General features: G+C 70.1%; 20 protein-coding genes. 13 read left to right on the top strand and 7 right to left on the bottom strand.

Translation table 11 applies throughout. The features are described 5' to 3' along the window. Window positions 1-74: 74 nt before the first annotated feature. Both AB0B64_RS02385 and AB0B64_RS02380 read left to right on the top strand, forming a co-directional pair. Window positions 75-1,082: a hydroxyacid dehydrogenase gene (locus AB0B64_RS02385; protein WP_358174051.1), complete on the top strand. Its 1,008-nt coding sequence runs from the start codon at window positions 75-77 to the stop codon at window positions 1,080-1,082. Between the two features lie 212 nt (window positions 1,083-1,294). After that, window positions 1,295-4,534, top strand: coding sequence for a hypothetical protein (locus AB0B64_RS02380; protein WP_358174049.1), 3,240 nt, complete (start codon window positions 1,295-1,297; stop codon window positions 4,532-4,534). Between the two features lie 42 nt (window positions 4,535-4,576). On the opposite strand, the gene AB0B64_RS02375 is transcribed toward AB0B64_RS02380, so the two are convergent. Genes AB0B64_RS02375 through AB0B64_RS02365 form a run of 3 tightly spaced genes read right to left on the bottom strand, consistent with a single transcriptional unit; the run spans window position 4,577 to window position 6,614 of the window. After that, the gene (locus AB0B64_RS02375) at window positions 4,577-4,888 is read right to left on the bottom strand and encodes a hypothetical protein (protein WP_358174046.1); all 312 of its coding nucleotides are present in this window, start codon (window positions 4,886-4,888) and stop codon (window positions 4,577-4,579) included. 60 nt (window positions 4,889-4,948) lie between these two features. Continuing rightward, a complete protein-coding gene (locus AB0B64_RS02370; protein WP_358174043.1) occupies window positions 4,949-6,295 on the bottom strand; it encodes a hypothetical protein in 1,347 nt (448 codons plus the stop codon). 10 nt (window positions 6,296-6,305) lie between these two features. Further along, window positions 6,306-6,614 (bottom strand): hypothetical protein, encoded by a 309-nt coding sequence (locus tag AB0B64_RS02365; RefSeq protein WP_358174040.1) that lies wholly within the window; start codon window positions 6,612-6,614, stop codon window positions 6,306-6,308. 119 nt (window positions 6,615-6,733) lie between these two features. On the opposite strand from AB0B64_RS02365, the gene AB0B64_RS02360 reads away from it, so the two are divergent. From AB0B64_RS02360 to AB0B64_RS02325, 8 genes are all read left to right on the top strand, one after another. After that, a complete protein-coding gene (locus tag AB0B64_RS02360) occupies window positions 6,734-7,621 on the top strand; it encodes a hypothetical protein (protein WP_358174038.1) in 888 nt (295 codons plus the stop codon). Window positions 7,622-7,988: 367 nt separating this feature from the next. Then, window positions 7,989-8,750, top strand: a complete 762-nt coding sequence (locus AB0B64_RS02355) for an endo alpha-1,4 polygalactosaminidase (RefSeq protein WP_357947789.1) — start codon at window positions 7,989-7,991, stop codon at window positions 8,748-8,750. A 34-nt stretch (window positions 8,751-8,784) separates the two neighbouring features. Next, complete coding sequence (locus AB0B64_RS02350; RefSeq protein ID WP_358174036.1) at window positions 8,785-10,107, top strand: ABC transporter substrate-binding protein; 1,323 nt, start codon at window positions 8,785-8,787, stop codon at window positions 10,105-10,107. A gap of 10 nt (window positions 10,108-10,117) precedes the next feature. Then, window positions 10,118-11,068: a sugar ABC transporter permease gene (locus tag AB0B64_RS02345; RefSeq protein ID WP_357947795.1), complete on the top strand. Its 951-nt coding sequence runs from the start codon at window positions 10,118-10,120 to the stop codon at window positions 11,066-11,068. Next, window positions 11,065-11,943, top strand: a complete 879-nt coding sequence (locus AB0B64_RS02340; RefSeq protein ID WP_357947797.1) for a carbohydrate ABC transporter permease — start codon at window positions 11,065-11,067, stop codon at window positions 11,941-11,943. The genes AB0B64_RS02345 and AB0B64_RS02340 overlap by 4 nt, the downstream gene beginning before the upstream one ends. A gap of 26 nt (window positions 11,944-11,969) precedes the next feature. Beyond that, the gene (locus AB0B64_RS02335; protein ID WP_357947800.1) at window positions 11,970-12,920 is read left to right on the top strand and encodes a carbohydrate kinase family protein; all 951 of its coding nucleotides are present in this window, start codon (window positions 11,970-11,972) and stop codon (window positions 12,918-12,920) included. Next, window positions 12,917-14,224: an alpha-glucosidase/alpha-galactosidase gene (locus AB0B64_RS02330; RefSeq protein WP_358174033.1), complete on the top strand. Its 1,308-nt coding sequence runs from the start codon at window positions 12,917-12,919 to the stop codon at window positions 14,222-14,224. The genes AB0B64_RS02335 and AB0B64_RS02330 overlap by 4 nt, the downstream gene beginning before the upstream one ends. 136 nt (window positions 14,225-14,360) lie before the next feature. Then, complete coding sequence (locus tag AB0B64_RS02325; RefSeq protein WP_358174031.1) at window positions 14,361-14,594, top strand: DUF6289 family protein; 234 nt, start codon at window positions 14,361-14,363, stop codon at window positions 14,592-14,594. Window positions 14,595-14,618: 24 nt separating this feature from the next. Here the strand turns inward: AB0B64_RS02325 and AB0B64_RS02320 are convergent, their stop codons facing one another. Beyond that, on the bottom strand, window positions 14,619-15,155 hold the full coding sequence (locus tag AB0B64_RS02320) for an XdhC family protein (RefSeq protein WP_358174029.1): 537 nt from the start codon (window positions 15,153-15,155) through the stop codon (window positions 14,619-14,621). Between the two features lie 72 nt (window positions 15,156-15,227). On the opposite strand from AB0B64_RS02320, the gene AB0B64_RS02315 reads away from it, so the two are divergent. Beyond that, a complete protein-coding gene (locus AB0B64_RS02315) occupies window positions 15,228-15,989 on the top strand; it encodes a poly-gamma-glutamate hydrolase family protein (RefSeq protein WP_358174026.1) in 762 nt (253 codons plus the stop codon). A gap of 30 nt (window positions 15,990-16,019) precedes the next feature. Here the strand turns inward: AB0B64_RS02315 and AB0B64_RS02310 are convergent, their stop codons facing one another. Together AB0B64_RS02310 and AB0B64_RS02305 are read right to left on the bottom strand one after the other, a co-directional pair. Beyond that, a complete protein-coding gene (locus tag AB0B64_RS02310; RefSeq protein WP_357947813.1) occupies window positions 16,020-16,502 on the bottom strand; it encodes a metallophosphoesterase family protein in 483 nt (160 codons plus the stop codon). Continuing rightward, window positions 16,499-16,972: a GNAT family N-acetyltransferase gene (locus AB0B64_RS02305; protein ID WP_358174023.1), complete on the bottom strand. Its 474-nt coding sequence runs from the start codon at window positions 16,970-16,972 to the stop codon at window positions 16,499-16,501. The genes AB0B64_RS02310 and AB0B64_RS02305 overlap by 4 nt, the downstream gene beginning before the upstream one ends. Window positions 16,973-17,054: 82 nt before the next feature. On the opposite strand from AB0B64_RS02305, the gene AB0B64_RS02300 reads away from it, so the two are divergent. Both AB0B64_RS02300 and AB0B64_RS02295 read left to right on the top strand, forming a co-directional pair. Then, complete coding sequence (locus tag AB0B64_RS02300) at window positions 17,055-19,538, top strand: caspase family protein (protein WP_358174020.1); 2,484 nt, start codon at window positions 17,055-17,057, stop codon at window positions 19,536-19,538. Window positions 19,539-19,600: 62 nt separating this feature from the next. After that, the gene (locus AB0B64_RS02295) at window positions 19,601-20,065 is read left to right on the top strand and encodes a PPOX class F420-dependent oxidoreductase (RefSeq protein WP_357947820.1); all 465 of its coding nucleotides are present in this window, start codon (window positions 19,601-19,603) and stop codon (window positions 20,063-20,065) included. A gap of 65 nt (window positions 20,066-20,130) precedes the next feature. On the opposite strand, the gene AB0B64_RS02290 is transcribed toward AB0B64_RS02295, so the two are convergent. Further along, a complete protein-coding gene (locus AB0B64_RS02290; RefSeq protein ID WP_358174018.1) occupies window positions 20,131-22,140 on the bottom strand; it encodes a beta-galactosidase in 2,010 nt (669 codons plus the stop codon). Between the last annotated feature and the right edge of the window lie 50 nt (window positions 22,141-22,190).

Genomic DNA, 22,190 nt, shown 5'->3' with positions numbered 1-22,190 from the left:
GCGCCCCGCCTCACCGAGGCCGCACGTGAAGTGGCACCCCGCGTAACCGTTCACCCACCTGAGGAGCCTGCCTGATGTCACGGTCACCCGTCGCGGTCTTCGCCATCGCGCCCTGGGCCTTCCACGACGCCTTCCCCGCCGACCTCATCGAACGGTTGCGGCAGTCGGTGGAGGTCGACGCGACGGTGACGTTCACCTCGTTCGAGGGAGAGGCGGCGGCGCGGGCCCTTGCCGGGGCGGAGTTCCTGCTGACCGGGTGGGGCTGCCCGCGGATCGACGCCGAGGTGCTGAAGGCGGCGCCCGGCCTGCGGGCCGTCGTCCACGCCGCCGGCTCCGTCAAGGCGATCGTCGATCCCGTCGTGTTCGAGCGGGGGATCCTCGTGTCGTCCGCCGCGGAGGCGAACGCCGTGCCCGTCGCCGAGTACACCATCGCCATGCTGGTGCTCGGCGCGAAACGGGTCTTCGAACGGGCCGGTCACTACGCGGCCGGCGCCGACAGGTCGGCCTGGCAGCAGGGCGCGGGCACCGGCCTGTACGACTGCACCGTGGGCGTGATCGGGGCCTCCCGGGTGGGCCGGCACGTGCTGCGGCGGCTGCGCGACTTCGAGGTCGACATCCTGCTGTCCGACCCCTACGTCTCACCGGAGGAGGCGGCCGAAATGGGGGCCGAGCTGGTGGACGTGGACGAGCTGTGCCGGCGCAGTGACCTGGTCACCGTGCACGCTCCGGCCCTCGCCGAGACCCGCCACCTGCTGGACGAGCGCCGCCTCGGGCTCCTGCCGGACCGGGCCGTCGTGATCAACACCGCCCGTGGCTCGCTGATCGACACCGAGGCGCTCACCAGGGCGTGCGCGTCCGGGCGCGTCTCGGCCGTGCTCGACGTGACCGAACCCGAGCCGCTGCCTCCGGGCCATCCCCTCTTCGGCCTGCCCAACGTGCTCGTCACCCCGCACGTGGCGGGCGCGCAGGGGCGTGAGTTGCGGCGGCTCGGCGAGTACGCGATCACCGACCTTGAACACTTCATGCGGGGACGCCCGATGCGCGGCCGGGTGACGGCCGAGCAGCTCGCTCGCCTGGCCTGACGACCTGCCGAAAGCCGAAAACAGCCGAAAACCTTTTCGCAACGCTCGCCAAGGCAGTCTGCCACGCCGATTGACAGGGCCCTTATATCGGTTTACGTTGCCGAAAACCTTTTATTTCACCGATTCGACAGAAAGGATTGTTAGCGCTACCACAACCAAGCGCTAGGTTCGATCACTCCCCCCAAGCGTTCGATCGGATCGGATCACTCTGCATGAGAAGAATCATCACGGCCCTCCTGCTCATCGCGGGATCACTCGTCTTAGGCGCTCCCGCGCAGGCTGCCCAGACCATCGGATACCCCACCTTCAACGGCCCGTCGATCCCGGCCGCGCCCGGTTCGTACACGACCGGCAACATGATGCAGGCCATCTACGACGCGGAGAGCTCGGGCACGGACTTCTGGATGGACCGGCTGCTGGCCCGCCCCGGCAACGACCCGGCCGGAACCTGGCTGATGTCCCGGGGACGCGCCCTGTTCATGAAGACCCACACACCGGGCACGCTCGGCTTCGCCGGTCAGGTGGCGTACTGGGAGAGCATCAGCAACAACGACGCCTACACCGTCGCCATCACGCCGGGCACCTTCACCGAGCAGGTCAACTCCCGCTGGCAGGCGCCGAGCTACTGGAAGAGCGTGCACACCAGCGGCTCTATCACGGTGAACCAGACGAAGTTCATCACCAACAACAACGTCGCCGTGACGAACCTGTCGATCACGAACGGCGGCTCCAGCTCGACCACGCTGCAGCTGCGGGCCACCTCCCCGTACGCCACCTCGGGGAGCGGCAGCGAGCTGACCGGGCAGGTCAACGCCTACAACAACCTCACCACGATCTATCCCCGGCTGACGGGTGACGGCTTCACCGTCTCCAGCGGCGGCCTGAACAGGTCCGTGACGATCCCGGCCGGAGGGACCGTGACCGCCAAGGTGGTCATGGGCTTCGTCACCAACGAGATCCCCGAGTCGCGGACCGAGTACGACGCCTACGCGGGATACACCAACGCCACCGCCTTCGCCACCCACGTACGGGCCTACAACCTGTGGTGGGCGCAGAACGTGCCCTACATCGACGTGCCCGAGCCGGCCATCAAGAAGAACATCTACTACCGCTGGTGGCTGATGCGCTTCAACAACCTCGACGCCGACATTCCCGGGCAGACGTTCCAGTTCCCCACCTCGACCGAAGGCGTGCTGGGCTACAACAACGCCATCGCGCTCACCCAGCCCATGCACATCGACGACCTGAAGTACCTGCGCAACCCGATCTACTCCTACGGCGACTGGCTGAGCGTCGGGCAGATCTCCAAGAACGGCCGCTTCCTCGACAATCCGGGCGATCCCGAGAACTGGTCCAACAGCTACACCCAGTACATCGCCGAGGCGGCGTGGAAGAGCTACCAGATCCACGGCGGCCAGCCGGCGATCGCCGCCAACCTGGCGCGCTACGCCGAGGGGGACGTCAAGGGCCAGCTGTCGTACTACGACCACGACAACAACAAGCTCATCGAGTACGACTGGGGCGCCCTGACCGGCAACGATGCCGACGCCGTCTCCTTCCACTGGAAGCCCGGCAACATGGACCGCGCCGAGTCGGCCTACCAGTACAGTGGCGCGCTGGCCGCCGCGCAGGCGTACGAGGCGGTCGGCAACACCGCCAAGGCCACCGAGATGCGCACGCTCGCCACGCAGATCCAGAACGCCATCGTCAACGTGCTGTGGAACCCCAACCGGCAGCTGTTCGAGCACCGGCTGAAGTCCACCAACGAGTGGGTGCCGTGGAAGGAGATCAACAACTACTACCCGTTCGCCGTCGGCGCCATCCCCAACACCGCGACGTACAAGCAGGCGCTGCGCCTGTTCGACGATCCGGCGCAGTATCCGATCTTCCCCTTCTACACGGCCAACCAGGCCGACAAGGCGGCCTCGGGCACCGGTAGCAACAACTTCTCCACGATCAACTCCACCGTGCAGTTCCGCCTGCTCTCCTCGGTGCTGCGGAACTACTCCAACTCGTGGATCGACGCCACCTGGTACAAGAAGCTGCTGTACTGGAACGCCTGGGCCCAGTACATCAACGGCAACACCCAGTACCCCGACGCCAACGAGTTCTGGGCCGACTGGAACGGCTCCTCGATCACCTACCGCTCCTGGATCCACCACAACATCCTGGGCAGCAGCAACTGGACCGTGATCGAGGACGTGGCCGGGCTGCGCCCGCGCAACGACGCGAAGGTGGAGCTCTCGCCGATCAACATCGGCTGGCCCAACTTCACCGTCAACAACCTGCGCTACCGCAACGCCGACCTGACCATCGTCTGGGACGACCCGGCGGACGGCGTGGTCCGTTATCCGGGCGTGCCCGAGGGCTACTCGATCTTCATCAACGGCAGCAGGGTCGCCACGGTCAACTCGCTGGTGCCGTTCACCTGGGACCCGGCCACCGGTGACGTCACCACGAGCGGCACGGTCACCTATCATGTGTCCTCGCCCGGGCTGCAGGCGCCCGCGCAGGTGACGCAGAGCAGCGCCCGGATGGTGGACCTGCTGGCCAAGGCCGGGGTCGACCTGACCGCCAACCTGACCAACCTGGCTCAGGGGGCGAGCGTCTCGACCTCCTCCACCGCGTCGGGCAGCAGCGCCGCGGGCGCGGTCGACGGCTTCCCGATCAACGAGCCGTTCTGGGGCGGCACGGGCGCCAGTCAGGACTGGTACGAGGTGAACTTCGGAGCCGCCCGCACGCTCAACGAGGTCCGGCTCTACTTCAAGGACAGCCGCCCGGCCAGCGCCACCTACCGGGCACCCGCCTCGTACGACATCCAGTATTACAACGGCAGCGCCTGGGTCAGCGTGCCCAGCCAGGCCAAGAGCCCGTCGGCGCCGCGGGCGAACTACAACGTGGTGCAGTTCCCGGCGATCAGCGCCCAGCGGGTGCGGGTGCTGGCCACCAACGCCTCGGGGGCCAAGACCGGGCTCACCGAGATCAAGATGTTCAACCGCGGCGGCACCCAGCAGCCGCCGAGCGGCAACCTGGCCGCCTCGGCGACTCCGTCGGCGTCGAACACCTCCTCCTGGGAGAGCGTCGCCGCCGTCAACGACGGGATCGACCCGCCCTCCTCCAACGACACCGTGAACCCGCGCTGGGGCTGCTGGCCGGAGACCGGGCAGCAGTGGGTGGACCTGACCTGGTCCTCGGCCCAGAACCTGAACAAGGCGGAGGTGTACTTCTTCGACGATGACGAGGGCATCGACATGCCCGCGTCCTGGAAGCTCCAGTACTGGAACGGCAGCGCCTATGTCGACGTGCCCGGCGCGAGCGCGTACGGGCTGGCCAAGAACCAGTACAACACCGTCAACTTCACCGCGACGAACACCACCCGTCTGCGGGTGCTGATGACCGGCAACGGCACCAGCTCCGTCGGCCTCCTGGAGGTCAAGGCGTACGGACCGTGACCGGCGGGGGCGTGCCTTTCGGGGCACGCCCCCTTCACGGCCTCAGCCGCGGGTGTCGATCCACACGCTGATCGTCGTGTGCGGGCTGATGCCGGTGTACGAGGTGGCTCCGGCGGGCGCCCACGGGCCCTCGATGGGGATGAGCCCGACCTCCGGCAGGAAGTGCCGCTGCAGGACGTGGATCCGGTGCTCACCGGTGCCCGAGGTGCAGTAGCTGGAGGCCCACCGCTCCGCGGTGTTGAGCTGGTAGCTGCAGCCGGTGGGGGCGGCGAAAGCGCTGGGTCCCAGGCCGAGCACCAGCCCGATGGTGAGGGTGAGCGTCGCGGCCGAGGCGGACCATTTTCTCGCGTTCATACAGGGCTCCTGGGTCGGCGAGAATCGTTTAGGAAAGTTTCCTAAGAATGGTTGCGACCGTCAATGGGAGGGGATGGTCCACGTCACGGTGCGGGTCAGCTGCCCGCGCGTGGTGTACGACCTGGCCCAGCCGAGCTCCTCGAAACGACCGTTCTCCTGGTTGATCCACCCGGTCTTGGCGCCGTTGTCGTCGTACTTGTTGAAGTTGTACCGGTCGTGGGCGTGGACGGTGATCTCCATCGTCGCCTGGTTCCCGTCGATCCGGACGTTCCCGCTGCCCCAGATCGAGTGGCTGCCCAGGGCGCCGTTCCAGTTGTCCGTCTCGGTCTTGGCCTTGAGCGGTTGGCCGGTCATCTGGAACTCCGATTTGCCGCTCTCCCGGTAGAGCCGCTCGGCCTGCTCCTGCGCCTGGCGGACCGCCGCGTCGACCGACTGGCGGACGCTCTCGTCCTCGTCGTACGCCTTCTGGTAGTCGACCTCGAAGTCGGTGCCGGAACCGTCCAGATAGTGCTTGACCGTGGCGGCGGCGTCGTCCCAGCCCGGCATCGCTTCCTCGCCGTGCATGAGGCCCCGCCACTTGTACCAGTTCGCGTAGTCCTCAGCGGTGGGCTTGGCGTCGGGGTCGTACGGCCAGGGATCGTCGAAGTGGATGCCAGGGTCCTGGCGCGGGCCGATGCGGTATTCCCCGGTGAACGGGGCGCCCTTGGGGGGAATCGGCGGGTCGTGCGGGTGACGCTCCGGCCGTTCCTCGTCCAGGAACAGGGCGCCTCCGGACGCCGCCAGCATTCCGGCGGGCCCCAGCGCCTTCTTGAGCCGCGAGGCCGTGGCCACGGCCGGGAACTTGGGCGGCTTGGCGCCCAGCAGGCGGCGCAGGCGGGTCTCCAGCGCCCGGATCAGCGTCCGGCCGAAGTAGCGCTCCAGCTTGCGGCGCAGGGTGGCCACGGCCTGCCTGGCGAAGGTGCGCAGCATCCCGACAGTGGCCCGCGCCCGCAGCGCGGCGAGCCCGCCGGAGATCACCGCCGAGGCCAGCGCCCAGGTCAGGGCGATGAGGACGTACATCGCGAGCAGCTTCAGCAGCAGCTTGAGCATCTCGATGAGCCGGGCGAGCAGGTCATGGGCGTCCGCCATGGCGTGCAGCGAGGCCGCGAGGCTGTCCAGGTGGCCGGAGCCGGGCTCGCTGTAGTCGGCCCAGTAGGCGTTGACCGCGTCGATGTGGTCGCCGGCGTTGTTCGTGCCGGCGCGCGCGACGGCCCCGTGTGCCGCGGGGCTCACCTCGCGCTGCAGGGAGGTGGCGCATGTACGGTACGCCGTCGCGCACGTACGGATGCCGTCCTCGTCCTCTTTCGGCCATTTCACACCGAGCAGCCGGAACCCCGGCTCCAGCTCGGGCGTGAGGGTCACCGGCATGAGGCCCGCCTCACGAACCCGTCGCCCGGACGGCCTCCTCCGCGGCGGCCACGCCCTTGCGCAGGTCGTCGGCCATCACCTCGATGCCCGTGCCGGTGGCGTGCAGGTTGTGGTGCGTCTGCCCGCACGCCTGGTGGAGCAGCTCGTTGAGCTGGTCCACGGCCGCGCCCAGAAGGGTGCCGCCGAACGCCGACCCGCCGCTGCCGCCCACGGACAGGAGCAGGCTGTCGGCATGGCGCCGGAACAGGGCGGCGGAGTCCTTCATGTGCCGCCCGGCGCCGCTCAATGCTGCGTGGTCGAAGAGAAGCTCCTGGCCCAACGGTCACCCTCATACAGACACAGGGGCACCTATAGCCCCTTTTGTCCCATGCTAGACCAGGCGTGAGCATGGCTGTTTCCTTCAAGACCGGGGCACGGTGACCGGGTCATGATGAACGCATGAACATCGATCTTTCCGTGGCCGCCGACTTCATGGCCACCCACGCACGGGTCCTGGACCGCCGTCGCTTCCAGCTTCTGATGGGCGAGCGCGATCCGGCCGCCGTGCTGGCCGCGCTCGACGGCTACCGCAATCCGGACGGCGGCTACGGCTGGGGCCTGGAGCCCGACCTGCGCTCGCCCGAGAGTCAGCCGGGGGCCGCGCTGCACGCCTTCGAGGTGTTCGAGGACGTCGCACCGGCCGCCTGCCCGCGGGCGAGCGAGCTGTGCGACTGGCTGGAGTCGGTCTCGCTGCCCGACGGCGGGCTGCCGTTCGCGCTGCCCCGCGCCTCGAACGCCGGCAACGCCCCCTGGTGGGCGGGCGCCGACAGTACGGTGTCCTCGCTGCAGATCACCTCCGTCACCGCGGCCGTCGCGCACCGCGTCGCCGCCCACCTGCCCGACGTGGCCGCACATCCGTGGCTGGAGCGGGCCACCCGGTACTGCCTGGACACGATCGCCGCCCTCGACCGGCAGCCGCCCGCGTACATACTCGCCTTCGCGCTGCGCTTCCTGGACGCCGTGCACGACACCCACCCGGAGGCCGCCGGGCTGCTCGAGCGGCTGGGCGCGTACCTGCCGGCCGGCGGCCAGGTGCGCGTCGAAGGGGGCACCGAGCACGAGATGCTGCGCCCGCTGGACTTCGCGCCGTTCCCGGACCGTCCGGTGCGGGCCCTGTTCGCCCCGGAGGTGATCGAGGCCGACCTCGACCGCCTGGCCGGGATGCAGAAGGACGACGGCGGTTGGACCGTCGACTACGCCCAGATCTCACCGGCGGGCGTCCTGGACTGGCGCGGCTACACGACCGTCGGCGCGCTCGGCATTCTGCTCCGCAACGGGCGGGTCTGACGGCGGGTGCGGGCGAGCAGATGGGTGGGTTTGACGGCATGTACGGGCGGACTGATCGCCCCGCCCCGGCTTCCGCGCACCGGTAGGCTGCTCCGCACTGCGGTGACGTATCCCCTGTGCAATGCTGCGCTGAATGTGCCAGAAGTGAGCAGCTCCGGACTCTTGACAGGAGCGTTGGTGCTCGATTTACTCCGAGGAACGCCGGTATCGAGCACCGGCCCCAGAGGTACGCCTAGCCGGTAAGTGGCCACCGCCACAAGCCCGGACTAAGTCGCCAGGATCGCTGTCAGCGTCCGAGGCGGGGACGTACCCCCTATCGTCTGGAGACGCGACGATGAGCCCCACCCGTAGATGCTTAGGCGCTGCCGTGGCCCTTTCGGCCGCCTTGGTCGCCGTCCCCTCGACCGCCTCGGCGGCCGCGGTGACCCTGCCCCCCGTACATGCCGGGTTCGATTACCAGATCGGCGGCGCGTACACGCCGCCGGCCGGGGTCACCGTGGTCAGCAGGGACCGGGGCGCCGCGCCCGCCGCGGGGCTGTACAACATCTGCTACGTCAACGCCTTCCAGGTCCAGCCGGGCGAGGAGGACGACTGGGACTCCGACCTGCTGCTGCGTGACGCCAACGGCAAGGTGGTCATCGACGAGGACTGGGGCGAGGCGCTGCTGGACCTGCGGACCGACGCCAAGCGCAAGCGGGTCGCCGCGAAGGTGAACGGCTGGATCGACGGCTGCAAGGCCAAGGGCTACCAGGCCATCGAGCCCGACAACTACGACAGCTACACCCGCTCGAAGAAGCTGCTGACGGCCTCGAACGCCCAGGCCTACATCCGGCTGCTCAGCACTCACGCCCACGCCCAGGGCGTGGCCATCGCCCAGAAGAACACCTCGGAACTGGCCGGATCGCGCGTCGCGAACGGGCTCGACTTCGCGGTCGCCGAAGAGTGCGGCACCTGGGACGAGTGCGGCGACTACACGGCGGCGTTCGGCAACAACGTGATCGTGATCGAGTACACCGCGTCGGGCCTGAAGAAGGCGTGCTCGGGCTGGGGCACCAAGCTGAGCATCGTCCAGCGCGACGTGGACGTCTCGCCCAAGGGCGCCAGCGGATACGTCCGCAAAACCTGCTGAACGGTCTCCTGACCCACGGTTTTTGGAGGTAAAGATGGAGCGCGTTGCCCCACCGCCCTCCCGCCGGGACGTGTTGCGCGGCGGATATGCCCTGGCGCTCACGGCGGTGGCGGGAACGGCGCTGGCCGGGTGCGCGAGCGGCGCCGGCGACGGCGTCGGCGCCGACGGGCGGGTCACGATCGAGCTCTGGCACGGCCAGACCGACACCGCCAAAGAGGCCATGGCGCGACTGGTGGCCGACTTCGAGCGCGCCCACCCCGACATCCGGGTGGACATGGGCGGGGGAGTGCTGGCCGACGCGATGCTGCAGAAGATCACCGCCGCACTCGCGTCCGGCTCCTACCCCGACATCGCCTATATCTTCGGCTCGGACCTGGCGAACGTCGCACGCAGCCCGCAGGTGGTGGACCTGACCAGCATGGTCGAGTCCGGTCCCACGCCGTGGAACGACTTCTGGGCGCCGGCGCGGGCCGCCGTCACGATCAACGGCCGGGTACGCGCGGCTCCCGCGCTGCTCGACTCGCTGGCCGTGGTCTGCAACAAGAAGGTGTTCCGCGACGCCGGGGTGCCGCTGCCCCAGCCGGGCTGGAAATGGCCGGAGTTCATCGAGACGGCCAAGCGGCTGACCGACGCGAGCCGCGGCCGGTTCGGCACGGGCTGGCCGGGCGCGGCCGACGAGGACACGGTCTGGCGGCTGTGGCCGCTGATCTGGGACCTGGGCGGCGACTTGATCGGCAAGGACGGGCGCGGCATCGGGTTCGCCGACGTGGGCGTACAGGCGCTACAGGTGGTGGAGTCGCTCGCCAAGGACAAGAGCGTCTACATCGACCCCAAGCCCGGCAGCGAGCAGATGTACCAGGTGTTCCTGTCCGGCCTGATGGGGATGTCGGTCACCGGCCCGTGGCAGCTGCCCGACATCCAGACCGCCAAGATCGACTATCAGGTGGTGCCCCTGCCCACCTTCAGCGGGCGGCCGATCACGATCTCGGGCCCCGACACCTGGACCATGTTCGACAACGGTGAAGCGCGCGTGAAGGCCAGCCGTACCTTCCTGACCTGGCTCATGCAACCCACGCAGGACGTGCGCTGGGACGTGGAGGCGGGCAGCCTGCCGCTGAGCCGCTCCACCCAGCAGTTGCCCGCCTGGCGCAAGCCGGAGGCGGAGACCGAGGGCCTGCCGGTGTTCGTCAAGACGCTGGAGACGGCCCGGGTACGCCCCACGCACCCCGCCTACCCGCAGATCTCCCAGGCGCTCGGGCAGGCCGTCATCGCCGTGCTGCTCGGCAGGAGCACCCCCGCCGAAGCGCTGCGCACCTGTGCCGAAGAGGCCAACGCCGCCCTGCTCATCCCGCGTTGAGGAGCCTCGCATGTCGTCTCTGCCCACCCCCATCACCATCTCCGGCCACGAGCTGCGGCAACGGGCCCGGCGCCAGGCCCGCCGCCAGGAGTCGGCGACCGCCTGGACGTTCATCACCCCCGCCGTCCTGATCATCCTCGGGCTCAGCATCGTGCCCACGGTCTGGTCGTTCCTGCTGTCCTTCCAGGCCGACGACCTGGTCACGCCCAGCCGCTGGGTGGGGCTGGACAACTACTACGCGCTGACCAAGGACCCGCACTTCGGCCAGGCCGTACGCAACACGCTGCTCTACACGGTCCTGTACGTACCGCTCAGCATCGTGCTGGGACTCGCCCTCGCCCTCGCGCTGAACCGGCGGATCAGGTTCGTCGGCCTCTACCGCACGCTGTTCGTCGTGCCGTTCGTCATCTCGGCCACGGCACAGGGGACGCTGTTCTCGTTCATCCTGGACCCGCAGTTCGGGGCGGCCAACTCGGTGCTGCACTGGCTCGGCGTCTCTCCCCAGGGGTTCTTCACCGACCCCGCCCAGGCCCTGCCCGTCCTGGTGGCCGTCAGCCTGTGGAGCGGCCTCGGGTTCTGCGTGGTGGTATACCTCGCGGCCCTCCAGGACGTACCGCAGCCGCTGATCGAGGCGGCGCGGCTGGACGGTGCCGGGCGGTGGCACCTGTTGCGCCACGTCACCCTGCCCACGCTCACGCCGGTCAGCGTGTTCCTGGTGCTCTGGCAGACCATCAACGCCCTGCAGGTCTTCGACCTGGTGTACGTGACGACCAAGGGCGGCCCGCTCGGCGCCACCACGGTGATCGTCTACTTCATCTGGGAGCAGGCGTTCAAGAACTTCACGGCCGGTTACGGAGCCGCCGCCGCATACGTCCTCGCCGTGGCCCTGTTCGTGATCGCCGCCGGGTTGCGCGTGATCCGCAGCCGCGAGCGCCAGCGCCTCGAAGGAGCCACCCGATGACGGCGACCGCCACCACCCAACGCCGCGCCGCGCACGCGGGCGTGCGCCGCCCGGGCCGCGCGCGGCTGCCCTTCAGCCCCTGGCACCTGCTGCTGGCGCCGCTCGCGCTGGTCTTCGCGATCCCGCTGGTCTGGCTGCTGATCAGCTCCGTGATGACCAACGCCGAGATCAACCGGTTCCCGCCCGCGCTATGGCCGTCAGGAATCAACCTGGGCGGCTACCGGTACGTGCTCAACAACGCGCTGTTCCCGCGCTGGTTCGTCAACTCGCTCATCGTCTCCGGTGTCGCGGTCGTGTCCAACCTGGTGTTCGGCGCGCTCGGCGGCTACGCCTTCGCCCGCATGCGGTTCTTCGGCTCCCGCGTCCTGCTGGTGCTGATGCTGGCCACGATGGCCATCCCGTTCCAGCTGACGATGATCCCGACGTTCCTGGTCATGAAGAGCTTCGGGCTCATCGACACGCTGGGCGCGCTGATCGTGCCGTCGCTGGTCACGCCGTTCGCGGTGTTCCTGCTGCGGCAGTTCTTCCTCTCGCTGCCCAGGGAGCTGGAGGAGGCCGCCTGGATGGACGGCTGCTCGCGGCTGCGGGTGTTGTTCCGCATCGTGCTGCCGCTGTCGCGGCCCGCGCTGAGCACCGTGGCGATCCTGACGTTCCTGTCCACCTGGAACGATCTGACCTGGCCGCTGATCGCCATCAACCACGACACCCAGTACACCCTGCAACTGGGCCTGGCCACCTTCCAGGGCAGGCACCACACGCAGTGGGCGGCGGTCATGGCCGGGAACGTCATCACGGTCCTGCCGGTGCTGCTCGCCTTCGTCGGCGCCCAGAAGTCCTTCATCCGGTCCATCACCTCCAGCGGCCTCAAGGGCTGAAATCCATCTCCAGCTACAGGAAGTCCATGTTCGACCTGCTTGTCATCGGCGACGCCAACCCCGACGTCGTCCTCGGCCCCCTGGACGCCCCGCTCGCCTTCGAGCAGCGCGAGCAACTGGTCGGCGCCGGCGCGCTCACCCTCGGCGGCTCCGCGGCGATCATGGCCTGCGGAGCCGCGCGCCTGGGCCTGCGCGTCGCGTTCGCCGGGCGTGTCGGCGAAGACGACGCCGGCCGCTACGTCCGCGACGCCCTGAACGCGCGCGGGGTCGACACCGAGGCGCTGCGCGTGGATCCGAAGCTGTCCACCCCGCTCACCGTCGTGCTCACCCGCGACGGCGGCGACCGCGCGATCCTGACCGCACCCGGCACCCTGACCGCCACCGGCGGAGACGACGTGCCCGAGTCGCTGCTGGCCACCACCCGGCACGTGCACGCCGCCTCCTACTTCCTCATGCCGGGGCTGGCGAAGGCGCTGCCCGGCCTGTTGCGCACCGCGCGGGGCCACGGCGCCACGACCTCGCTCGACACCAACGACGACCCCGCCGGGTTGTGGGATCCGTCGGGGCTGGCCGCCGTACTCGCCGAGACCGACATCCTGCTCCCCAACGCGCACGAGGCACGTCACCTCGCGCGCTCCATGGACGGGTCTTTGGAGGGGGCCGCCGCCGCGCTCGCCGCGCGGGGTCCGCTGGTGGTGGTCAAGAACGGCGCGGACGGCGCCCTCTGCCACGACGGGCGCACGCTCGTCACCACCCGCGGCATCACTGTCACACCCGTGGACGCGGTCGGCGCGGGCGACAGCTTCGACGCCGGCTTCATCGCCGCGACCCTGGCCGGACTGCCCCCCGCCCGAGCCCTGGACCTCGCCGCCGTCTGCGGCGCCCTGTCCACCCGTGCCCAAGGCGGCACCCCGGCCCAGCCCACCTGGGATGAGGCCGTCGCACACGTCCCCAGCAAGGATCAGCAGCCGACATGAACACCCCGAAGATCGCATTCGTCGGCGCCGGGAGCGTCGTCTTCACCCAGGGCCTCCTCGCGGACCTGTTCGCGTTCGCCGAGCTGAAGGAGGCCCGCATCGCCCTGCACGACATCGACGCCGAGCGCCTGAGCACCGCGACCGCCGCCGCCCGGCACATCGCCGCCGAGCGCGGGGCCAGCCCGCAGATCACCGCGCACGCCGACCGGCGGGAGGCGCTCACCGGCGCCGACTTCGTCATCAACATCGTCCAGGTCGGCATGGGCGAGGCGACCCGCACCGACTTCGAGATCCCCGCCCGGTACGGCGTGCGCCAGACCATCGGCGACACCCTCGGCGTCGGCGGCATCTTCCGCGCGCTGCGTACGTTCCCCCTGCTGAAGGCCCTGGGCGAGGACATCGCCGCCGTCTGCCCCGAGGCATGGCTGCTCAACTACACCAACCCGATGGCGATGAACGTCCAGTACCTGGCCGAGGCCACCGGGCTCACCCGCGTGGTGGGGCTGTGCCACTCGGTCTACTGGACGATGCGCGACCTGTCCGACCTGGTGGGCGTGCCGTTCGAACAGGTGACCTACCGGGCCGCGGGCGTCAACCACCAGGCGTGGGTGCTGCGGTTCGAGCACGACGGCGTTGACCTGTACCCCCGCCTCGACGCCCTGATCGCCGCGGACGAGCAGCTGCGCCGCCGCGTCCGCGTCGACATGTACCGGCGGCTGGGCTACTACCCGACCGAGACCAGCGAGCACTCCTCCGAGTACGTGCCCTGGTACCTGGGCCACGACAGCGAGATCGAGCGGCTGCGCCTGCCCATCGGCGCCTACCTGGACATCGTCGACGAGAACGTGGCCATCTACGAGCGGACCCGCGACGCCCTGGCCGCCGGAGAGCCGCTACCGGTCGACGGCACCATGGAGTACGCCCCGCAGATCATCCACAGCATCACCACGGGCACGCCCAGGACCGTCTACGGGAACGTGCCCAACCACGGCCTGATCAGCAACCTCCCCGCCCGGGGGACCGTCGAGGTGCCCTGCCTGGTCGACGCGATGGGCGTGCAGCCCACCCGCGTCGGCGAGCTGCCCCCGCAACTGGCCGCACTCAACCGTACCTACCTCAGCATGAACGACCTGGTCGTACGGGCCGCGCTGGAGGACGATCCACGCCACATCCGCCACGCCGCCATGACGGACCCGGCGACCGCCGCGGCCCTGCCCGTGGAGCGGATCTGGGAGCTGTGCGACGACATGGTACGAGCCCACGCCGATCGCCTGCAGCCCGCCCTGCGCGCCACCCTCGGCTAGTCCTGCCGCCTTTTCATGACCGTCGGCTACCCGAGCTCAGGACAGTAGAAGTCAAGATCCTCACGCATCTTGAGCTCGGGCCCCCGGTGATCGATCATCGACGGCAGTGCCACTTCCTCGATCGGGAAGGATCTTCATGATTCGCCGCGTACTGCTGGCCGTACTCCTCGCCCTCGCCACCCTCACGACCTTCACCAGCGCTCCCGCGTACGCCCGGGCCTGCGCGCTCGGCAACCACTGCGTCACCACGTACTACTCCGACTCCAGCTACACCACGGTGGTGGGCGCCATGTACGAGGACTGTGAGGGCGCCGAGTCCAGATGGGGCTCCCGCTCGATCTACAAGGACTTCGTCGAGACCCCCTGCTGAACCGGGCACCGTGGCCGGGTGGCTTCAGAAGATGAAGCCGCCCGGCCGTCCGTTGCGGTCGGCGAGCAGACCGGCCAGCGTCGCGACGGCGATCTCCGGTGGCATGCGCGAGCCGATGTTGAGCCCGATCGGCCGGTGCACCCGGGCGACGTCCTCCTCCGACGCGCCCAGCTCGGCCAGCGCCTGGAGATAGGGCGCCGGATGGCGCGGGCTGCCCATCACCCCTATCCACCGGCACTTGTGCGCGAGCAGCTCGTGCAGCACAGCGGCGAGTTCGGGACGGTGGTGATCGGTGAGCACGATGTCCGCGGTGCCGTCCAGGTCCGCCGGGGGCGTGGCGACGACCTCGAACCCCTCCGGCGCGGCGGCCCGGCCGGGGTCGGGCTCGAAGAGGATCCCGCGGAATCCCAGGTCGGCGCCGTAACGCAGCAGGTAGTCGGCGACCGGTGAGGCGAACACGGCGACGAGGGTGCGGCCTTCGGCACCGGCCGCCGCCTCACCATGGGCGACGTCACAGAGCGCGTCCGCGTCATGCGCATGGGCGTCATGCGAATGGGCCATGCCAGCAGTCTCGCACGCGATCGGATCGGCTCCATTAGCGTGGACCCATCAACCGTTTCCAAAGCTGGGGGCATGACCATGGCAAGCGTTCTCCCGACGGTACGAGGTCTCGCCGGGGTCGCCCTCGTGGCGAGCGGTGTCGCGCTCGTTCCGGCGCCCGCTTCCGCCGCCGCCCAGCACCGCGCTCCCGCCGCCGCCCAGCACCGCCTCGCCGACACGTACCCGAACTACGCCGAGCTCGCCGCGCACGAGACCGAGGGCACCGACTACCGGCGCGTCAAGCGCTTCCCCCAGGGCGCGAAGGTGGCGCACATCGCCATCCACGGGGGGAGCATCGAGGCCGGCACGTCCCAGCTCGCGGATTACAGCGCCCAAGCGAGCCAGGCCGCCTTCTACGCGTTCGAGGGCATTAAGCCCACGGGCAACGGCACCCTGCACATCACGGCCAGCCGGTTCGACGAGCCGCGGGCGCTCACGCTGCTGTCCCGGGTCGACCGTACCGTCTCCTGGCACGGCTACTCTGACAGCACCGAGGCGAGCACGTACGTCGGCGGCCGGGACACGGCGCTGGTCGAGCGGGTCACCGCTGGGCTGCGCGCCGCCGGGTTCACGGTCGCGCGGGAGATCCCGGACGGTCTCGACGGGTCGAGCCCGGACAACATCGCCAACAAGAACCGCCGGGGCAAGGGCCTTCAGCTGGAGATCAGCAGCGCCCAGCGGAAGCGGTTCTTCGCCGACGGCGATCTCACCCGTAGCTCGATCGAGAATCCGGCGAACCGCACCAAGGCGTTCTACGCCTACACCGCGGTGATCAACAAGGCCCTGAGCGACTGATATCGGGGGCGGTCCGTCGACGCGGCGCCATCAGGTGACGGGCACGATCTCCGTCGACACCAGGCGCCCCTCCTCGATCACGAGCAGACCGATCGTTCCGTGCGGCTGGCGGCGGCGGTCGGTAGGGGAGCCCGGGTTGAAGATCCGCAGCCCGTCCTCGTGATGGTCGAGCGGGATGTGCGAGTGCCCGAACACCACCAGCTCGGCGTCCGGGAAACGCCGCCGCATGCGGTCCCACCGCCCCTTGGCCGTACCGCTGTCGTGGATCATCGCCACCCGGAGCCCGGCGAGCTCGAGCTCCAGTGTCTCGGGCGCGTCCACGTCGGGTCCGTCGTTGTTGCCCTTCACCGCGTGAACCGGCGCGTACGCCGCCAGCTCGGCCAGCACCGCGCCCGTGCAGACATCGCCCGCGTGCAGGATGGCGTCGGCCCCACGCAACTGCGCGGCCACCCGGTCCGGACACGACTTCCAATGCCGAGGGGCATGGGTGTCGGACAGGACCGCCACTCTCATACCCTCGCCTCCCACCGCACCTCGCCGTCCTGCCACTGGTCGGTGGGGCGCAGCCCGACGGAGGCGGCGACGGCGGCCGAGGCGGCGTGGTCGGGGTGGATGTGCGCGACGATCGTGTCGATCTCCTGGCCCGCGATCCAGCCGACCAGCGCCTTGGTGGCCTCGCCGGCCAGGCCGCGGCCCTGCCAGGGGGTGCCGACCACCCAGGCGAGCTCGGCCGTGCGGCGGTCGATCGTGGCCTGCACGTAGCCCACCAGAGCGCCGTCCTCACGCAGCTGGATCACCCAGTTGCGCCAGCCGACCGGCCCGGCGACCAGCCGCTCGTAGCGGCTGCGCAACTCCTGCGCGGTCGCGGGCGCGCCGCCGATGAAGACGTGCAGGGCGGGATCGGCGAGCACGACGGCCATCTCGTCCGCGTGCTCGACCCGCAGGGGCAGCAGGACCAGCCGTGGGGCTTCGATCATGTCCATACGCTCACGATATCCGGGCTGTTCGAGGGTCTATCCCCGGGCTTATGATGCGCTCGACACGCTCCGGGGCGGGGGGTAGTGGATGGCCGATGAGGTGACGCGGCTGACCGTGCACGTGGTCGACGGCGGCGCGGACGCGCAGGAGCTGGAGCGGTTGACGGCCGGGTTGCGCGGCGAATTACTCGAACTCGACGTACTGGACGTCGCCCCCGAGACCGGAGAGCCGCCGCCGGGGGCCAGGGCGATCCTGTCATTCGCCGTGGGCGGCCTGGTCATCTCGCTGGCGGGCATGGACCTGCTCGCGGCGGTCGTGAACGCGGTGACGGCCTGGCTGCAGCGCGATCAGAACCGCTCGGTCAAGCTCGGTGTCGACGGCGACCTGCTCGAACTGACCGGGGTACCGTCCCGCGAGCAGCGGCGGCTCACCGACGAGTGGCTGCGCCGGCGCGCCGCCCGCGGCGGCGAGCGTCCGCTGAGCGGCACTCGGATGGCGCTGATCGTGGCGAGCGACGAGTACGCCGATCCCGGGCTGCGGCGGCTGCGCGCCCCGTCGCTGGACGCCCAGGCATTGGCCCGCGTGCTGGGAGACCGCCGGATCGGCGGGTTCGATGTCCGGACGATGCTCAACGAGACCACGCAGGACGTCAACGAGGCGGTGGAGGAGTTCTTCGCCGACCGCGATCCCGACGATCTCCTCCTGCTGCACTTCTCGGGTCACGGCGTCAAGGACGAATCCGGCGAACTGTACTTCGCCACGCCCACCACCAAGCTCAACCGGCTCGCGGCGACCGCGGTGCCGGCCGAGTTCGTCAACCGGCGGATGAGTCGCAGCCGGTCGCGCCGCATCGTCCTGCTGCTCGACTGCTGCTACGCGGGCGCCTTCGCGCGCGGGGCGCTGCCGCGCGCCGGACTGGGCGTCAACGTCGAGGAGCAGTTCGGCGGGCGCGGTCGCGTGGTGATCACCGCGTCCAACGCCATGGAGTACGCCTTCGACGGCACCGAACTGGCGGACACCCAGGAGCTGTCGCCCTCCGTCTTCACCAGCGCCCTGGTGGAAGGGCTGGAGAGCGGCGAGGCCGACCGGGACTCGGATGGCTATGTCGCCATCGACGAGCTGTACGACCACGTCTACGACACCGTACGGCGCACCACACCCAGCCAGACACCGGGCAAGTGGACGTTCGACGTGCAGGGCGACATGTACATCGCCAGGAGAGCGCGGCCCGTCAGCCGGCCGGTGTCACTGCCGGAAGAACTCCAGCACGCGATCGACCACCCGATCGCCAAGATCAGGGCTGGTGCGGTCGGGGAACTGGAACGGCTGCGCCACAGCAGGCACGAAGGGTTGGCCCTGGCGGCGCGGCTGGCCCTGGAGGCGCTGGCCGACGACGACAGCCGACTCGTGTCGGGGGCCGCCACCAAGGCTCTGGGCGCCGAGGCCACGGCTCCCCGGGTCGCGAAACGGGCCAGTGGGCCCGCCGAGCCCGTCGGGGCAGCACCCAAGACACCAAAGCCCGCTCCACCCACGCCCGCGCCTGCGACACCCGCGTCGCCGACACCGACGCCCGCGACACCGACACCCACGCCTGCGACCAGTACGGTCTCCCCGTCCGTGCCCGTGTCATCGGCGGCCGGGCCGTCGAGGTGGCTCATTCCCGTGCGGGCCTTGGCGCTGTTGGCGGCCCTGTTGCTGGTCAGCACGCCGATGATCGCGCTCGCCACGCCGATCGCCTCGATCTGGCTGGCGCTTCTGGTGACCGCCGCCGTCCTGGTCGGCCTGCTGCCGCCCGGCCGCCTTGAGCGCGATGTGGCCGTCGGCGCCACGTTCGGGCTCACCGCCGTCTACCTCGGCGGGCTGTCCGTCTTCTCCTGGGCACGGGGACCGCAGTCCGTAGCCGGATGGGTGGCGGCCGCCGCGGGCGTCCTGGTGCTCGCGGCCGTGCTGTTCGAGACGACATCCGCCGCCCCCGGCCGGTGGAGATTCCTCGACCGGGTCGTGGCCGTCCTGGCTCTGGCCGCGATCACCGCCCATCTCGCCGCCCCCGAAGCCATCACGCGTGGTCCGGGGGAGACCGCGATATGGATCGCCACGGTCGCCCTCGCCGGCGGCTTCGTCGTGCTGGCCGTCCTCCACCTTGTCCGTCACGCGCGCCAGGGCCTGCCATGGGGCCCGATGGCGCTCGGGCTGGCCGCGACCCTGCTCGTGACGTACGACCTGGTCGACGTGTATCACCTGACCACCGGCAGGAACCAGCTGGCCGCCGCCTACCAGCCCGCGCTGCTCGTGATGCTGCTGATCGCCGCGTTGTCGGCGCGTCCGCGATCGTACTTCCTGGCCGCCGCGCGGCTCTCGGTGATCGTCGGGCTGCTGTACGGGGTCGGCTACTACTACAACTCCTTCCCCAATCTCTCTCAGTGGGGGCCGGAAACCCCGGAGGCGGCTCCGACTCAGCCGGCGCGACTGCTGGTCCTGTCTCTCGCGGCGGTCTGCGTCGCGGTCGGCGCCTATCTGAGCCGTCCGAGCGCCACAACGGAACGCGACCCGTCGCCTGACCCGAGGAGGTGAAAGGATCGGAGTCTTGGCGCCGGCCGCCGCCGATGGCCGGGCGCGGAAAGGTATGGGAAGAAATGGCTCCGAGGGTCGCGACCGCCCGCCGTGTCGAACTGCCCGAACTCCTCGATTTTCTCCGTCCCAGGCATCATGGCCTGCTGTCGACCACCCGTGCCGACGGGCGGCCCCAGCTCTCGCCGGTGTCCTGCGGGGTGGACGAAGGCGGCCGGATCGTGGTGTCGACCTATCCCGACCGGGCCAAGACGCGCAACGCCCGCCGTGACGAGCGGGCGTCGATCTGCGTGCTGTCCGACGACTGGGACGGCCCGTACGTCCAGGTCGACGGACGGGCCGAGGTGCTGGACATGCCCGAGGCGCTCGACGCGCTGGTGGACTACTACAGGTGCATCTCCGGCGAGCACCCCGATTGGGATGACTATCGGGCCGCCATGGAGCGGCAGGGCAAGTCCCTCATCCGCCTCCATATCGACCGTTGGAGTCCGATCGCGACCGGTGGATTCCCGGCCCGTCTGGCGCTCTGACCGGATCAGCTTTGGCGGGATCAGCTCTGACCGGATCAGCTCTGACGGGATCAGCTCAGACGGGATCAGTCGAGAGGCCGTAGTGCGACGACCGCGCGCGGCGCCAGTGTCACCATGCCGTCGGCCGTGGACCCGGTCAGCAGGTCCTCGGCCGGATAGGGGATCGGCACGCGCCGCGTCTCGTCACCGTGGTTGAGCACGAACAGCACGGGCCCCCGGCGTACCGCCTCGACGCCGGGCGGCAGCTCGGGCAGGGCCCCGGCCACGTCCGCGTCGGCCAGCACCCGCGCGGTCAGCTCGGCCAGCCCGTCGGCCTCGGGCACCGTCGCCACGTACCAGGCGACGCCCGCGCCGCTCTCGTGCCGCAGCACCGCCGGGCGGCCGGCCAGATCGCCGTCGGCGAATGTGGCCACCGGCTCGGCGCCCTCGGCGGCCATCAGCTCGGTCCAGATCCGCGCGGTGAAGCCGGTGCCGTCGGCCCAGTGGCAGCGCACCGGCCGGTCCTCCGGCGCGGGCAGCCACTCCTCGCCGGACGCGCCCAGCACCTCGCGCAGCGGCGCGGGAAAGCGGCCGGTACGGACGTGCGCCCGCGGGTCCGCCACCCCGGAGAAGGGGCCGACCAGCAACACACCGCCGCGGTGCACGTACTCGGTCAGGGACGCGGCGTCCCCGTCACTGATCAGGTAGAGGTTCGGCACCACGGTCAGCGCGTACCCACTGAGGTCCGCGGACGGCGGCACCAGGTCCACGGTCACGCCGCGCTCCCACAGCGGCCGGTAGAAGCGCAGGAGCTGGTCGGGCAGGGTGAGCCGGTCACTGGGCCGGCCGCGCTCCTCCAGTGCCCACCAGCTGGCCCAGTCGTGCACCATCGCCACCTTGGCGGGCACCGGCGTGCCCGCCACCGAGGCCAGCCCGCGCAGCTCGTTGCCGTGGGCGCGGACCTCGGCGTGCAGCCGCGTCTCCGGCCCCGCGTGCGGCACCATCGCGGCGTGGAAGCGCTCGGCCCCGAACCGGGAGGCCCGCCACTGGAAGTAGCACAGCCCGTCGGCGCCGCGGGCGAGTGCCTGCAGCGACTCCAGCCGCAGCTGTCCTGCCTGTTTGGGGAGGTTGTGCGGGCGCCAGTTCACCCCGTTCGTGGCCTGCTCCATCAGTAGCCACGGCCGTCCGCCGCCGAGTGAGCGGGTCAGGTCGTGGGTGAGCGCCGAGCGGGCGGGGGAGAGCGGGTCGGCGGGGTCGGGGTACCAGTCGTTTGAGACAATGTCCTCTTCTGGCGCCCACGCCCAGTAGTCGACGGGCTTGAACAGACCCATGAAGTTCGTGGTGATGGGCACGTCCGGTGTTCGTTCGCGCAGGATGTCGCGTTCGGCGCGGTAGTGCGCGAGCAGCGCGTCCGAGCAGAACCGCCAGAAGTCGAGCTGCTGTGTGGGGTTGATCATGTACGGGGCGCGGCGCGGGGTGATGATCTCGGCCCACTCGCCATAATGCTGGCTCCAGAAGCTGGTGCCCCACGCCTCGTTCAGGGCGTCCAGGTCGCCGTAGCGCTCCCGCAGCCAGGTACGGAACGCCGCCGCCGTGTCACCGCAGTGGCAGACCTGGCCGTACTCGTTGCCCACGTGCCACAGCGCCAGCGCCGGGTGGTCGGCGTAGCGGTCGGCGAGGTCGGTGACGATGGCCAGTGCCTTCTCCCGGTAGGCCGGGGACGATGGGCAGAACTGGTTGCGCGAGCCGTACCAGAGCCGGTGTCCCGACTCGTCCACGGGCAGGGTCCGCGGCCAGCGGTGGCCCAGCCACGGCGGCGGCGAGGCGGTCGGGGTGGCCAGGTCGACCGCGATCCCGGCCGAGCCGAGCAGGTCGAGCACCCGGTCCAGCCAGCCGAAGTCGCGCGCGCCCGGCCTCGGCTCGATCCGCGCCCAGCTGAACACGCCGACGGTGACCAGGTTGACCCCGGCCGCCCTCATCAGTTCGACGTCCTCGGTCCAGACCTCTTCTGGCCACTGCTCGGGGTTGTAGTCGCCGCCGAAGAGCAGCCCGCGCTCTTCGGTGAGGGTGTGCGTGCCCAGTCGCGGCGAGGCCATCGAATGCCTGCTCCGTCGCGCCGGGCCCGAGCCTAACGAAGTCATTCCAC

This window comes from Nonomuraea sp. NPDC049129 (assembly GCF_040648495.1).
Lineage (GTDB): Bacteria > Actinomycetota > Actinomycetes > Streptosporangiales > Streptosporangiaceae > Nonomuraea.
This window is presented reverse-complemented; position numbering and strand designations above follow the sequence as displayed.